This is a genomic window from Micromonospora sp. WMMD1219 (assembly GCF_049315215.1).
Taxonomy (GTDB): Bacteria; Actinomycetota; Actinomycetes; order Mycobacteriales; family Micromonosporaceae; genus Micromonospora; species Micromonospora tulbaghiae.
The window spans coordinates 715,593-729,202 of the sequence record NZ_CP186057.1 but is presented as its reverse complement, the minus strand read 5'-3'; the positions used below and the strand labels follow the sequence as shown (position 1 = coordinate 729,202).

The 13,610-nt window shown below is 73.3% G+C and carries 13 protein-coding genes; 7 read left to right on the top strand and 6 right to left on the bottom strand.

Annotated features, from left to right (window positions below; genetic code table 11):
* Window positions 1-133: 133 nt before the first annotated feature.
* On the top strand, window positions 134-1,393 hold the full coding sequence (locus ACN27C_RS03415; RefSeq protein WP_120571667.1) for an amidohydrolase: 1,260 nt from the start codon (window positions 134-136) through the stop codon (window positions 1,391-1,393).
* Here the strand turns inward: ACN27C_RS03415 and ACN27C_RS03410 are convergent.
* Entirely contained in the window at window positions 1,350-2,345 is a 996-nt protein-coding gene (locus ACN27C_RS03410; protein WP_121684339.1) for a DUF4349 domain-containing protein, read from the bottom strand. The two genes, ACN27C_RS03415 and ACN27C_RS03410, sit on opposite strands and share 44 nt — an antisense overlap.
* A 124-nt stretch (window positions 2,346-2,469) precedes the next feature.
* On the opposite strand from ACN27C_RS03410, the gene ACN27C_RS03405 reads away from it, so the two are divergent.
* The 4 genes from ACN27C_RS03405 to ACN27C_RS03390 are packed head-to-tail and all read left to right on the top strand — an operon-like array spanning window position 2,470 to window position 5,817.
* Window positions 2,470-3,099, top strand: coding sequence for an MBL fold metallo-hydrolase (locus ACN27C_RS03405; protein WP_422750413.1), 630 nt, complete (start codon window positions 2,470-2,472; stop codon window positions 3,097-3,099).
* A 2-nt stretch (window positions 3,100-3,101) separates the two neighbouring features.
* Window positions 3,102-4,028: a hypothetical protein gene (locus ACN27C_RS03400; RefSeq protein WP_120571664.1), complete on the top strand. Its 927-nt coding sequence runs from the start codon at window positions 3,102-3,104 to the stop codon at window positions 4,026-4,028.
* A gap of 43 nt (window positions 4,029-4,071) precedes the next feature.
* A complete protein-coding gene (locus ACN27C_RS03395; RefSeq protein WP_120571663.1) occupies window positions 4,072-4,812 on the top strand; it encodes an SCO6745 family protein in 741 nt (246 codons plus the stop codon).
* Window positions 4,813-4,854: 42 nt separating this feature from the next.
* The gene (locus ACN27C_RS03390) at window positions 4,855-5,817 is read left to right on the top strand and encodes a GNAT family N-acetyltransferase (protein WP_358169463.1); all 963 of its coding nucleotides are present in this window, start codon (window positions 4,855-4,857) and stop codon (window positions 5,815-5,817) included.
* A gap of 74 nt (window positions 5,818-5,891) precedes the next feature.
* On the opposite strand, the gene ACN27C_RS03385 is transcribed toward ACN27C_RS03390, so the two are convergent.
* Window positions 5,892-6,347 (bottom strand): gamma-glutamylcyclotransferase, encoded by a 456-nt coding sequence (locus tag ACN27C_RS03385; RefSeq protein ID WP_013284020.1) that lies wholly within the window; start codon window positions 6,345-6,347, stop codon window positions 5,892-5,894.
* Between the two features lie 165 nt (window positions 6,348-6,512).
* Between ACN27C_RS03385 and ACN27C_RS03380 the strand changes: the two genes are divergently transcribed.
* Window positions 6,513-7,916, top strand: a complete 1,404-nt coding sequence (locus ACN27C_RS03380; RefSeq protein ID WP_422750412.1) for an NAD(P)H-quinone dehydrogenase — start codon at window positions 6,513-6,515, stop codon at window positions 7,914-7,916.
* A 26-nt stretch (window positions 7,917-7,942) separates the two neighbouring features.
* Here ACN27C_RS03380 and ACN27C_RS03375 read toward each other — a convergent pair whose 3' ends face one another.
* From ACN27C_RS03375 to ACN27C_RS03365, 3 genes are all read right to left on the bottom strand, one after another.
* Window positions 7,943-8,596 carry a DUF998 domain-containing protein gene (locus tag ACN27C_RS03375; RefSeq protein ID WP_357898028.1) on the bottom strand — a complete coding sequence of 218 codons (654 nt, stop codon included), beginning with the start codon at window positions 8,594-8,596 and terminating at the stop codon, window positions 7,943-7,945.
* A 95-nt stretch (window positions 8,597-8,691) separates the two neighbouring features.
* The gene (locus ACN27C_RS03370; protein ID WP_121684334.1) at window positions 8,692-9,024 is read right to left on the bottom strand and encodes a helix-turn-helix domain-containing protein; all 333 of its coding nucleotides are present in this window, start codon (window positions 9,022-9,024) and stop codon (window positions 8,692-8,694) included.
* Window positions 9,025-9,193: 169 nt separating this feature from the next.
* Window positions 9,194-9,817, bottom strand: coding sequence for a DedA family protein (locus tag ACN27C_RS03365; RefSeq protein WP_422750411.1), 624 nt, complete (start codon window positions 9,815-9,817; stop codon window positions 9,194-9,196).
* Window positions 9,818-10,318: 501 nt separating this feature from the next.
* On the opposite strand from ACN27C_RS03365, the gene thrS reads away from it, so the two are divergent.
* Window positions 10,319-11,536 (top strand): threonine--tRNA ligase, encoded by a 1,218-nt coding sequence (thrS, locus tag ACN27C_RS03360; protein WP_422750410.1) that lies wholly within the window; start codon window positions 10,319-10,321, stop codon window positions 11,534-11,536.
* Between the two features lie 70 nt (window positions 11,537-11,606).
* Here the strand turns inward: thrS and ACN27C_RS03355 are convergent, their stop codons facing one another.
* Window positions 11,607-13,562, bottom strand: coding sequence for an ABC transporter ATP-binding protein (locus tag ACN27C_RS03355; RefSeq protein ID WP_422751571.1), 1,956 nt, complete (start codon window positions 13,560-13,562; stop codon window positions 11,607-11,609).
* Window positions 13,563-13,610 lie beyond the last annotated feature (48 nt).

The window sequence follows — 13,610 nt, the reverse complement described above, 5'->3', positions numbered from 1 at the left end:
TCACCAGGGCATTCGTGACGCTGCGCGGTCCGACCGCTACGCGAAAGATGTTGCGCAGCGTCACCGTCGGAGGTCTAGGCTGTCTGCTGTCCGACCCGAAGATCCATCCACTTCTAGTGATCGAGAATTCGACGTGACGAGTGCGTTGACGCTGCCTTCCGGCGGCCTGCTGTCGTCGTCCCGGCCCGAGGCGCCGACCGGTTACCAGCCCCTGCCCTTCGAGCTCGACCATCTGCTCGCGCTGCGCGTACCCGGCCTCATCGCCACCCGCCGTCACATCCACTCCCACCCGGAGCTGTCCGGCGAGGAGTTCGAGACGGCCGCCCTGGTACACCGCGAACTGTCCCTCGCCGGGCTGAAGCCGCGCCTGCTGCCCAAGGGCAACGGCGTCATCTGCGACATCGACGGCCGGCCGGACGGCCCGGTGATCGCGCTCCGCGCCGACATCGACGCGCTGCCGCTGAGCGACCCGAAGGACGTGCCGTACCGCTCGACGGTGGAGGGCGTCTGCCACGCCTGCGGCCACGACGTGCACACGTCGGTGATGCTCGGCGTCGGCATGCTGCTCGCCCAGCTCGCCGACACGGGCCGGCTCGACGGCCGGGTCCGGCTGATCTTCCAGCCCGCCGAGGAGATCCTGCCCTGCGGCTCGCTGGAGGTCATCGAGGCCGGCGGCCTGGACGACGTGGTGCAGATCTTCGCGCTGCACTGCGACCCGAACCTGCCGGTGGGCAAGGTCGGCCTGCGGGTCGGCCCGATCACCGCCGCCGCCGACAACGTCACCGTCCGGCTCACCGGGCCGGGCGGGCACACCGCCCGCCCGCACCTGACGGTCGACCTGGTGGACGCGCTCGGCCGCCTGGTCACCGAGGTGCCGACGCTGATCAGCCGCCGGGTGCCGGCCAACAGCGGGCTGCTGCTGGTGTTCGGCCACGCGTCGGCCGGCACCCGTTACAACGTCATCCCGTCCGAGGCGTGCGCGGCCGGCACCCTGCGGGTGATGGACCGCGACACCTGGGACCAGGCACCCAAGATCGTGGCTCAGGTGGTGCGGGACGTGCTCGCCCCCACCGGCGCCACGGTCGACCTGGAATACCTGCGTGGCCGGCCCCCGGTGACCAACGACGCCGGTGCCATCGGTGTGCTCACCGCGGCCACCGCCGCGGCGCTCGGCCCCGACGGCATCGCCGAGACGCCGCAGAGCATGGGCGGCGAGGACTTCTCCTGGTACCTGGAGCACGTGCCGGGCGCGCTCGCCCGCCTCGGCGTCGGCCGCAGCGGGCCCAACGTGGACCTGCACCGGGCCTCGTTCGACGTGGACGAGCGCGCCATCGAGGCGGGCGTACGCCTCATGGTCCAGACCGCGCTGCGGGCACTGGCGGCGGCGCGCTGACCGGACCGCCGGGCGGTCCCGGCGGCACCGGTGCCGCCGGGTTCGGCCCGGGCGGCGGCGTCCGCCGGGCCCGCACCCGGCGCCGCCACAGGAGCAGCAACCACAGCGGTACGCCGATCACGACCGCGAAGGGCAGCACCGCGCCGAGCACTGTGAGCAGGACCCGGGCCGAGGCCAGGAACGCCGTCCAGCCACCGCCCAGCCCGGCCAGGAAACCCAGGTCGGCCTCCTCCTCGGCGGTGCTGGCGTCCTGACCGAGGAACGTCACGGTGATGGTGGAGAGCGAGGTCAGGTCCGCCAGCCGGCGCTTGCGGGCCTCCAACGAGGCCAGGTCCGCCTGCCGGGTGCCCACCTCGTTCTCCAGCCGCACCAACTCGTCCACCGAGGTGGCCCGGGCGAGCAGCTTCCGGGCGCTCTCCACCCGCGCCCGCTGGGTGGCGATCCGGGCGTCCAGGTCCACCACCTGCTCGGTGACGTCCTCGGTGCGGATCTCCCGGCGCTCCTGCCGGCCGAGGCCGGCGAGCTGGTCGATCACCGCGCTGAACCGGTCCGCCGGCACGCGCAGTGTCAGCGCCGCCCGCGCCTCGGCGGCCCGGCTCGACCGCCGGTCCGCGCCGACGAACCCGCCGGCCGCTGTCACAGCCGTGGTCGCCTCCCGCGCGGCGGCCTCCACATCGTCCACCCGGACCTGCATGGTCCCGGTGTAGATGATGGACCGCTGGTCGACCCGCAGGTCAGCGCCGCCGGTGCCGCCGGGGGCGGCCTGGTCGCGGTCCGCGCCACCGCCGTCCGCGCCGCCCTCGGCGGCCTGCTCGCGTCCCGCGCCCGAGTCGGCGGCCGGCGCGGCCGAGTCGCTGCCACTGTCGCCGCCCGCCCCGCAGGCGCCCACACCCAGCGCCGCTATCAGACCCACAGCCACCAGGGCCACGCCCCGGAGTCGTCGTCCACCCATTCCCCGTACTCCGATCGTCGACGGCCCCGCCCACCGGGACCGATACCTCGGACGTGACGCGTGGTCGCGCCGGTTCCGGCAGACTGCGCTGAGGACATCACGATTCGATAATCGAGGAGTCACGATGCAGGTCACCAAGTACGCCCACTCCTGTCTCCGGCTGGAGCACGACGGTGCGGTGCTCGTCGTCGACCCGGGTGTCTTCAGCGATCCGGCCGCGCTGGACGGGGCGGACGCGGTGCTGGTCACCCACGAACACCCGGACCATGTGGACGTCGGCGCGCTGGCCCGGGCACTGGAGCGGCGGCCGGTGCCGGTGCACGGCCCCGCCTCGCTCGCCGGAGTGCTCGGCGACGCCGCCGAGGCGCTGGTGACGGTCGAGCCCGGACAGTCGTTCACAGTCGCCGGGGTGCCGGTGCGGGCGTACGGCGGGCAGCACGCGGTCATCCACCCGGACATCCCGGTGATCCAGAACATCGGCTACCTCTTCGCCGACGTGGTGTACCACCCGGGTGACGCGTTGTTCGTGCCCGACGACGTGCAGGTGGACACGCTGTTCGCCCCGATCCACGCGCCCTGGTCGAAGTTCTCCGAGGTGGTCGACTTCATCCGCGCGGTCGCGCCGCGCCGGGCGTACGCGCTGCACGACGGGCTGCTCAACGACAACGGCTTCGGCGTGCTGGACCGGCAGTACACGGCGATGTCCAAGACCGACTACCGCCGTCTGGAGCCGGGCACCCGGATCGACGCCTGAACATGGCCGAGGTGCCCGCGGAGGTGATCCGGCAGCTCTACGCCACGCCGCCGGACCGGTTCGTCGCGGCCCGGGACGCCGCCGTCGCGCAGGCGCGGCAGTCCGGCGATCCGCGTACCGCCCGGGAGATCGGCAAGCTGCGCCGCCCCACAGTGGCGGCCTGGCTGGTCAACCTGCTGGCGATCCGCCGGCCCGAGCTGGTCGCCGACCTGAGCCAGCTCGCCGAGTCACTGCGCGCCGCGCAGCGCGACCTGCGCGGCGGCAAGCTCCGGGAACTGTCCGCGCAGCGGCGCGCCGTCGTGGGCGCGCTGGTGGCGGAGGTACGCCGGCTCGCCGCCGCCGAACCCGCCGCGCCCCCGGCCGGGAAGCTGCCGCTGGGCGAGGTGGAGGCGACACTCAACGCCGCGCTCTCCGACACCGAGGTGGCCGGACAGGTACGCGCCGGACGCCTGCTGCGGGCCAGCCACTACGCCGGGTTCGGCGAGGTGCCCCGCCCCCAACTGCGGCTCGTGACAGGGGGCGAGGAGACGCCGGTCGTACCGGATCGGGCGGCCGAGCGGGCCGACGCGCGCCGGGCCCGCGACGAGCGCGCGGCGCGGGCCGAACGGGCCGGGCGGCGGCGGACCGCGACCCGGGAACTGACCCGGGCCCGCGCGGACCTCGACCGGGCCGAGAAGGAGCTGGCCACGGCCGACGCGGCCGAGCGGGACGGCGCCGCGACGCTGGACCGGATCGAGACCGAACTGGCCGAGTTGGAACGTCGCCGGGCCGTGGCCGAGCAGGATCTGAGCCGGGCCCGGCTGGCCCGCCGGGGCGCGGAACGGGCGGTCACCGCGGCCCGGCGCCGGGCCGGTGAGGTGGAGGCCGTGTTGGAGGCGCTGGACGCCGAAGAGGGGGATGCCGACACCGGTGACCACGCGGCAGACTGAGCGTGATGAATGGCAACGGTGGAGTGACGGCGACGGGCGGCCGATGACCCCGGAACAACTCGCCGCCGCCTGCAAACCGCTCGTGCTCGAACTCGGGGAGGCGTTCGCCCGCTGCCCGTCGACGCTGCGCCGGGCGCGGCTGCTCGGCATCTCCGGGTGGGCCTTCTACATCACCGGGCGGGCCGGGGCGCTCGGTGACGTCCGCGCCGAGACGGTCGCCGCGGCGCTCGGCTTCATCGCGCCGGACGCGGTCACCGACGGCTGGGACGCCGCCGCGCGGACCGTCCCGCCGCTGGAGGTGGCCGCCGCCAACCTGGCCGAGTGCTGCCGGTGGGGCACCGCCCGGCTGGGCGACGGCGCCGAGTCGTCCCGGCTCGCCGCGCTGATGGGCCGGGCGGTCGACGCGGCGGACGGCAGCGGCATGCCGCTGTTCGCCGCCTGGCGGGCCATGCCGGTGCCCGATCCGTCGCCCGGTGCGCGGGCGGCTGTGGGCATGCTGCTGCTGCGTGAGCACTTCGCCGGGGCGTACCTGCTGGCGGTGCGCGCGGCCGGGCTGACGCCGCTGGAGGCGGTGCTGGCCGGGCCGGAGGGCGAGACGGGCGCGGCCGCGTGCGGCTGGGTGCCCCCGTACCCGCCGGTCGGGCCACTGGTGCGGCGCCGGCTGTGGGCCGAGGCGGTGACCGACCGGCTGGCGTCGGCGGCGTTCCGTGCGTTGAGCACCGCCGAGGGCGCTGAGCTGCTGAGTCTGCTCGGCGCCGCGCGGCAGCGCGCCCGCGGCGGATAAATGGGAGGCGACGCGGCCGGTCCGGCTGCCAGGATCTGGCCCGTGACGCTCCCCGCCGGCTGGTCGGCCCGCCGCCCGACCCTCGACGACGTGCCCGCGATCCTGGCGGTGGTGCACGCCGCCGACACGTTCGCCGTGGGCTATCCCGACTTCGACGACGAGGACGTGCGGTCCGCACTGACCGCGCCCCACGTCGACCCGGCCCGGGACTCCTGGCTGGTCACCGACCCGGACGGTACGGCGGTCGCCTGGTCGATCCTGGCCAACCCGAGCGGGGTGGGCCGGGAGTGGGTGGACGTCCTCGTCGACCCCGACCGCGGCGCCGACCTGCGCGCGCCGCTGCTGGCGCGGCTGCTGGAGCGCGTCGCCGAACGGGCCGCCGAGCGCGGCCTGCCCGCGCTGACCGCCCGCACCGGCGTGTACGCGCCGGAGACCCGCTGGGCCGGTGAGCTGACCGAGGCCGGGTTCACCCGGATCAAGCGCTACATCCGGATGAGCCGTTCGCTCGCCGGCCTGCCCGCCGAGCCGGCGCCCCCGCCCGGGGTGACCGTCCGGCCGCTGCGCGCCGACGACGAGAGCGACATGCGACTGTTCCACCGGATCTACGACACCGCGTTCCGGGACACCCCGGACCACGACCCGCTCGACTTCGAGCAGTGGCGGGACCTGCTGCCGTCGTACGGGAAGGTCTGGGACGAGTGGTTCCTGGCCGAGGTCGACGGCGAGCCGGCCGGTGCGCTCCAGTCCTCCGACCAGGCACTCGACCAGGACCTGGGGTGGGTGCGGACGCTGTCGGTGCTGCCCGCGTACCGGCGTCGCGGGGTGGGCGCGGCGCTGCTGCGCCGGGCCTTCGCGGTCTACGCGGCGAAGGGCCGCGCCGGGGCCGGGCTCGGCGTCGACCTGGCCAACCCGACCGCGCCGGTCACGCTCTACCGCTCCGTCGGGCTGGTGGAGGAGCGCTGGACCGACATGTACGAGCGGAGTGTGCCCGCCTCGCGGGTGTGACCCGGCACCCCCGTAGCGGGGTCGACGAGCGACCGGCAGGCCGCGCGGCGCACACTGTGGGTGTGGGAGACGCGCTACGCGGACGCGGTGCCGGTGGGGCGGGACCGCAGCTCGGTGACGTAGTCGTCCGGCGCGCCCGCCTTCTCCGCGGCGTTGGCGATCTCCGAGAGGTACCAGGCTGTGGGCAGCCCGCCCTCGTACCCGTCGAACACGTAGACCCACGCGGTCACGTCGCCGTCGAGCGTCGAGACGCGGACGGTCAGCCTGCGGTACGTCTCGGCGGTCACGCCCTCGATCTCGTCGAGCTGCGCGGCGTCGTACGGGTGGATGTCGTAGAGCGCCACGAACACCCGGTCACCGGGGGACTCGACAACGGTGCTGACCGAGCCCTCCCACCCGATGACGTCCTCGCCGGCGAAGGTGAGCCGCCACCCCTCAAGCCAGCCGGTGCCCACCATCGGCGAATGCGGGCAGTAGGCGCGCATGCGGGCGGGGTCCAGGTTCGAGCCGTAAGCAGCGTAGAGACGCACGGCGACGACGATAGCCCGGCTGGCGGGTGGGGGAGAATACGACAGTGCGTGTCGAACCCGACGGGGAGAAGAAAGTCACTGTGAGCACAGACGAGGGGCGACTGCTGTGAGCGCGAGGAGTGCAGCGGAGCGGAGCCCCGCAGTCGCGAACGAAGGGATGGCTCTGTGAGCCAGATCGTGATCATCGGCGGCGGGCCGGCCGGGTACGAGGCGGCTCTGGTCGCCGCGCAGTTGGACGCCGATGTCACAGTGGTCGAGGCGGAGGGGGCCGGCGGCGCCTGTGTGCTCTCCGACTGCGTGCCCTCCAAGACGTTCATCGCCAGCTCCGAGGTGGTCACCGGCTACCGGGACACCGAGGAGTTCGGGGTGCACTCCGACGGCCTGGAGGCGGTCACCGTCGACGCCCGGGTGGTGCACGAGCGGGTCAAGCGGCTCGCGCTGGCCCAGTCCGCCGACATCCACACCAAGCTGGTCAAGGCCGGAGTCGAGTTCGTGGCCGGCACGGCCCGGCTCGGCGAGGACACGCTCGGCCACACCCACCGGGTGATCGTCACCCCGGCCGACGGCGGCGCGGAATACTCGATCGCCGCGTCGACGGTGCTCGTGGCGACCGGCGCGACCCCCCGCCAGTTGCCCACCGCCGTACCGGACGGTGAGCGCATCCTGACCTGGCGTCAGGTGTACGACCTGCCCGACCTGCCCGAGCACCTGATCGTGGTCGGCTCCGGCGTGACCGGCGCCGAGTTCGCCAGCGCGTACCTGGCCATGGGCGTCAAGGTCACGCTCGTGTCCAGCCGCGACCGGGTCATGCCGCACGAGGACGCCGACGCCGCGATGGCGATCGAGCGGGTGTTCCGCAACCGGGGTATGAGCATCCTGAACAACTCCCGCGCCGAGGCGGTCCGCCGCGTCGGTGACGGCGTCGAGGTGGTGCTCTCCGACGGCCGGCAGGTGACCGGATCGCACGCGCTGATCGCGGTCGGCTCGATCCCGAACACCGCCGACCTGGGCCTGGCCGAGTACGGCGTGGAGCTGGCCCGGGGCGGTTACGTCACAGTCGACCGGGTCTCCCGTACCAATGTGCCGGGCATCTACGCGGCGGGTGACTGCACCGGCGTGCTGCCGCTCGCGAGCGTCGCGGCCATGCAGGGCCGGATCGCCATGTGGCACGCGCTGGGTGAGGCGGTGCGGCCGCTGCGGCTGCGTACCGTCGCGGCGAACGTCTTCACCGACCCGGAGCTGGCCACCGTCGGCGTCTCCCAGGACGAGGTGGACGCCGGCAAGACCCCGGCCCGCCAGGTGATGCTGCCGCTGTCCGGCAACGCCCGGGCGAAGATGGACGACCTGGCCGACGGCTTCGTCAAGCTGTTCTGCCGGCCGGCGAGCGGCCAGGTGATCGGCGGCGTGGTGGTGGCGCCGAAGGCGAGCGAGCTGATCCTGCCGATCACGATGGCGGTGGAGAACAACCTCACCGTCAACGAGTTGGCCCACACCATCACCATCTACCCGAGCCTGTCCGGCTCCATCACCGAGGCCGCCCGCCAGCTCATGCTCCACGAGCTGGAGTAGTCCGGTCCCGCACCTTCTTTCGTCGATCATGGAGTTGCGGCCCCCGATCCGACCGGAATGCCCGGTCTGTGCGGGGCCACAACTGCATGATCGACGACCCTGGTCAGGGTGAGGTGCAGGGCCAGGGTGGCCAGCAGGGCCGTCTCGGTCAGGATGAGCAGGCGCTCGATCAGGCCGAGCAGGGCCCGGTCGCCGGGGTAGGCGGACCAGATCATCGCGCCCGCCAGCACCAGGCTGGCCAGGGTCAGTCCGCGCAGCCAGGCGGCGGCTCCGGCGACCGGGTGGCGGGCCAGCAACCAGCCGGCCACCGGCAGGGCCAGGAACGACAGCACCGAGGCGTACCGGTGCACGTACGCGGCGGTGTCCATGGGCGTACCCGGCTCGTTCGTGGGCACCACGGCGGCGGCCAGCAGCCCGGCCGACCAGGCGGTCAGCAGCGCGAGCGGCACCGGGCCCGCACCGGCCCGGCGCAGCGCCGGCAGGAGCACGACACTGGCCGCCGCGAGCACCGCCATCGCGGTGTCGATGACGCCGCCCCGATCGGAGACGGCGAAGTCGCTGACGGTCAGCGACCAGGGATCCAGATCGTCGCTCACCTCCAGGTGACCGATCATCGCGAGCACCGCCGCCAGGACGATCCCGCCGAGGGCCAACAGGCCGCTGCTCCGCGTTCCAGGCATACGGCCAGCCTGTCGCCGGAACCGCCCCAGACGGATCCGGGACCACCACCCACTTCGCTACCCGGGTCGTCCCCTACCGGACCCCCGAGAACGCGTCAGGCCACGTCCAGGCGGATGTTCCCGATTCGGGCGACCACATCGAGGTGGCCGCCCAGGCCGGTTACGTAGGCGCGCAGGATGTCCAGGTTGACACTCTCGCCGTTTTCGATCTGGCTGATCCGTGCCTGAGACAAACCGGCCGCTTCCGCCAGCTGGGCCTGGGTCATGCCCAGCTGCTTGCGGATCTCCGCCAGCTGCGCGCCGCTGACCGAAGCCAGCATCTGCTCTCGGATTTGCCCCCGCCTGGCCACACGCTCGCTGTCGTCCCACGAGGGATCGATACTTCGGGCTTTCGCCTTGACGTCGCGCCAGTTCGCCCCACCACTCATGGCTGTTCTTCCTTCAAGTTGATCAGGCTGACGAGGTCAGCGGTGCTCGGCTCACTCGTGCACAGGCCCAGGAACCAAAGCTCGACCTCAGGATGAAGCCTGATCTCCCACACCCGGTCAATATAAACCGAACTTATATGCGATGGGGGTCAACGCTCCGAACTGCGCGTCAGGTGCCGGCGGAGTCGGCGGTGGCCTCGGCACGGGTCTGCCGGGCGCTGCTGATCCAGGTCATCGCCCACCCGGCCAGCGCGAACCCCGCAGCGGCCACCCCGCCGATCAGCAGCAGCCGCCACGCCGAGTGGGTCAGCGCCGTGCCGCCCAGATGGCCGACGAGCGCGCCGTAGCTGGACCAGGCGAGCGCCGCCGCCGCCTCGTAGGGCAGGAACAGCCGGTACGGGTAGCGGCTGCGTCCGGCCGAGAAGCACGCCGCCATGCGGCCACCGGGCACGAAACGGCAGAGCAGGATCACCAGCGGCCCCGGTTCGCGCAGCCCACGGGTGACGCGAGTGACCGCCCGGCGTGCCCGTCCGGGTGGCGTGGCGCGTGCCGCGCGGCGGGTCGGCGTGCTGCGGCCGATCAGGTAGCAGGCCAGGTCACCGATGAAGACTCCGGCCGTGCCGACCGCGATGGTCAGCGGCAGGCTGAGCCCGCCGTACACGGTCAGCGCCCCGCTGGTGATCATCACGAGCTGGGTCGGCACCACCGGGACGAAGGCGTCGGCGATCAGCAGGATCAGCAGCAGCGCGTACGCCCACATGGGCGACGCGACGTCAGAGATGAGTTCGGCCACGACCGCCACCTCGCCGGGGTTCTCCGTTCGACCGGATCGAGCCTGACGCCGTGTCCGGCGTCACCACCACCGGCCCCACCGCACGGTGACAGCCGACACCGGCAGGCCGTAGATGGGAAACGAGGCGACCTGCCCGCGAGTGACGGGTCACCGGTGCACACGCCCCGGGGCGGGGCGGCGCATCGTCGATTCCCGGCGTACCGTTGGTCGGACGCGGCACCGGAGTCGTCGGGTCCCCCGTTCCTGACGACCGGGCCGCCGCGGGTCGCCGGCAGGTCCCGTGCCGGCGACCCGCACCCACTCTCCGAAACTCAGGTGCGCCGTCGATGTCCGCGTGCCTATCGTTCGGGCATGCGCAGCGCGGTAGTGACCACGACGCCGGGTGTTCCCGGCGCGCCGCACTGACGTTTCGTCGACGAGGCCCCGGGGCGATCCGCTCCGGGGCCTCGCGGCGTTCCGGGCCTGCTCGCCTCCGGGTCGTACCCGATCAAGGAGAGCGACATGATCGACCACCGCAGGCTCGGCCGGGACCTGGAGCTGTTCGTCTCCGACCCGCTCGCGGGCGCCGGGCTGCCGATCTGGCTGCCGGCCGGCGCCGCCGCCCGGCACGCCGTCGAGGAGTACGTCAGGGAGCTGGAGCGCCGGGCCGGCTACCGGCACGTCTACTCCCCACCGCTGGGCAAGCGGGAGCTGTTCGAGCTGTCCGGGCACCTGGGCTACTTCGCCGACGACATGTTCCCGCCGATGCGGCTGAGCGCCGACGACGAGTTCGTGCTGCGCCCGGCGCTCTGCCCGCACCACGCGCTGGTGTTCCGCGCCCGCGGCCGCTCCTACCGGGAACTGCCGCTGCGGGTCGCCGAGCTGGGCGGGATGTACCGGGCGGAGCGTTCCGGGGTGCTGGGCGGGCTGTCCCGGGTGCGCGCCATCTCGCTCAACGACGCGCACAACTTCTGCGCCCTGGAGCAGGTCGGCGACGAGGTCCGCGAGATCCTGCGGCTGATCGGCGAGGCGCACGCCGCGCTCGGCGTCCGTCCCGCCGGGTTGCGGTTGTCGCTGCGCGGGCCGGGCCATCGGTACGTGGGCGACGACGCCGGCTGGGCGCGGGCCGAGGAACTGCTCCGCGCCGCGCTCGACGGGGTGGACGTCGTCGAGGCGCCGGGCGAGGCCGCGTTCTACGGCCCGAAGATCGACATTCAGATCGTGGACGCGGCCGGCCGGGAGTCGACCATCTCCACCGTCCAGCTCGACTTCGACAAGCCGGAGCGGTTCGACCTGTCGTACACCGACTCGGACGGCCGCCGGAAACGGCCGGTGATGGTGCACCGCAGCCTGGTCGGCAGCATGGAGCGGCTGTTCGCGTACCTGATCGAGGTGCACGAGGGCGCCTTCCCCGCCTGGTACGCCCCGGTGCAGTTGCTGCTGCTCCCGGTGGACGCGGCGCAGGCCGACGCGGCCGTCGGGCTGGCCCGCCGGTCCGAGGCGGCCGGGCTGCGGGCCGAGGTGGACCACGCCGGTTCGCTCGGTGCCCGGATCCGGGACGCGTCCCGCCGCCGCGTCCCGTACACCGGGGTGGTCGGCCCCCGGGAGGCGGCCGACGGGTCGGTCTCGCTGCGCCTGCGCGACGGCCGGGTGCTCGACCCGATGCCCGCCGAGCAGGCGCTGGGCCTGGTCGGCGCGGTGGTCGCGAGCCGGTCGGCGGGGCTGCTCCCGCCGGCCTGACCCCGGCCCGTCCGGGTGCCGGGAAGGCACCCGGACGGCGGCCGGTGCCGGACCTGTGGCCGGGTCCATCTCAGTTCCCGACCGGCGTGCCGGCGCCGGCACGCATTCCCGGCGGGCCGGCCGGGGCGGGCGCCGGCACCTCGTCGGAGATCACCGCGCCGCTGAACTGCGCCCGGTAGAGCCGGGCGTACGCGCCACCGGCGGCGACGAGCTGGTCGTGGGTGCCCTGCTCGACGATCCGGCCCAGCTCCATCATCAGGATCAAATCGGCGTCGCGGATGGTGGACAGCCGGTGCGCGATGACGAAGCTCGTCCGGTCCGAGCGCAGCGCCGCCATGGCGCGCTGGAGCAGCACCTCGGTCCGGGTGTCCACCGAGCTGGTCGCCTCGTCCAGGATCAGCAGCGACGGCTCGGCCAGGAACGCCCGGGCGATGGTGATGAGCTGCTTCTCCCCGGCGCTGACGTTGCTGCCCTCCTCGTCGATCACCGTGTCGTAGCCGTCCGGGAGGCTGCGGACGAACCGGTCCACGAAGGTCGCCCGGGCGGCGGCGAGGATCTCGTCCTCGGTGGCGTCCGGCCGGCCGTAGGCGATGTTGTCCCGGATGGTCCCGCCGAACAGCCAGGTGTCCTGGAGCACCATGCCGATCCGGCCGCGCAGGTCGTCGCGGCGCATCGTGGAGATGTCCACCCCGTCCAGCGTGATCCGCCCGGCGTCCAGTTCGTAGAACCGCATGACCAGGTTGACCAGCGTGGTCTTGCCGGCGCCGGTGGGGCCGACGATGGCGACCGTGTGACCGGGCTCGGCGACCAGCGACAGGTCGTCGATGAGCGGCTTCTCCGGGTCGTACCGGAAGGAGACGTGCTCGAACTCGACGCGCCCGTGCGGGTCGGCGACCCGGGCCGGCTCGGCCGGGTCCGGGCTCTGCTCGCCGGCGTCGAGCACCGCGAAGACGCGCTCGGCCGAGGCCACGCCGGACTGCAGCAGGTTGGCCATCGACGCGACCTGGGTGAGCGGCTGGGTGAACTGCCGCGAGTACTGGATGAACGCCTGCACGTCACCGAGGCTCATCGAGCCCGACGCCACCCGCAGGCCGCCGACCACGGCGATCGCGACGTAGCTGAGGTTCCCGATGAAGAACATCGCCGGCATGATCAGCCCGGAGACGAACTGCGCGCCGAAGCCGGCTCGGAACAGCTCCTCGTTCTTGGCGTGGAAGGCGGCCTCGACCTCCTTCTGCCGGCCGAAGACCTTGACCAGCTCGTGCCCGGTGTACGCCTCCTCGATCTGGCCGTTCAGCTCGCCGGTGTGCTTCCACTGGGCAATGAACTTGCCCTGCGACCGCTTGGCGATCTGGCCGGTGACCACCACCGACAGCGGCACCGCGACGAGCGCGACGACAGCCAGCAACGGCGAGATCCAGAACATCATCGCGAGTACGCCGACGACGGTGAGCAGCGACGTGAGCAACTGGCTCAGCGTCTGCTGGAGCGTCTGCGACACGTTGTCGATGTCGTTGGTGACCCGGCTGAGCAGCTCACCCCGGGGCTGCTTGTCGAAGTAGGGCAGCGGCAGCCGGTTGAGCTTGTCCTCCACGTCGGCGCGCAGCGTCAGCACGGTGCGCTGCACCACGCCGTTGAGCACCCAGCCCTGCGCCCACTGGAGCATGCTCGCGCCGACGTAGAGCACGACGGCGAACGCCAGCACCCGGCCCAGCGCGTCGAAGTCGATGCCGGCGCCCGGGATCACGTCCATCCGGGCCAGCATGTCGGCGAAGTTGCCGTTGCCCTCGGCGCGGGCCGCCTCCGCTGCCGCCTCGGTGGTGGTGCCGGGTGGCAGCTGCCGCCCGATCACCCCGCTGAAGATGATGTCGGTGGCGTGGCCGAGCACCTTCGGCCCGATCACGCTGAGCCCGACGCTGGCCAGGGCCAGCGCGAGCACGCCGGTGAGCTGGAGCCGGTACGGCCGCAGCCGCCCCAGCAGCCGGCGTGCCGACGGCCCGAAGTTCATCGCCTTCTCGGCCGGCATGCCCATGCTCATGTGCGGCGGGCCGCCGCCGGGACGCCGCCCGGCCGG

What these genes read in the sequence shown, in the direction of transcription:
- ACN27C_RS03410 (WP_121684339.1), bottom strand. Translation starts at nt 2,345, where the DNA reads ATGGGTGGACGACGACTCCGGGGCGTGGCCCTGGTGGCTGTGGGTCTG.
- ACN27C_RS03405 (WP_422750413.1), top strand. Translation starts at nt 2,470, where the DNA reads ATGCAGGTCACCAAGTACGCCCACTCCTGTCTCCGGCTGGAGCACGAC.
- ACN27C_RS03400 (WP_120571664.1), top strand. Translation starts at nt 3,102, where the DNA reads ATGGCCGAGGTGCCCGCGGAGGTGATCCGGCAGCTCTACGCCACGCCG.
- ACN27C_RS03395 (WP_120571663.1), top strand. Translation starts at nt 4,072, where the DNA reads ATGACCCCGGAACAACTCGCCGCCGCCTGCAAACCGCTCGTGCTCGAA.
- ACN27C_RS03375 (WP_357898028.1), bottom strand. Translation starts at nt 8,596, where the DNA reads ATGCCTGGAACGCGGAGCAGCGGCCTGTTGGCCCTCGGCGGGATCGTC.
- ACN27C_RS03370 (WP_121684334.1), bottom strand. Translation starts at nt 9,024, where the DNA reads ATGAGTGGTGGGGCGAACTGGCGCGACGTCAAGGCGAAAGCCCGAAGT.
- thrS (WP_422750410.1), top strand. Translation starts at nt 10,319, where the DNA reads ATGATCGACCACCGCAGGCTCGGCCGGGACCTGGAGCTGTTCGTCTCC.
- ACN27C_RS03355 (WP_422751571.1), bottom strand. Translation starts at nt 13,562, where the DNA reads ATGCCGGCCGAGAAGGCGATGAACTTCGGGCCGTCGGCACGCCGGCTG.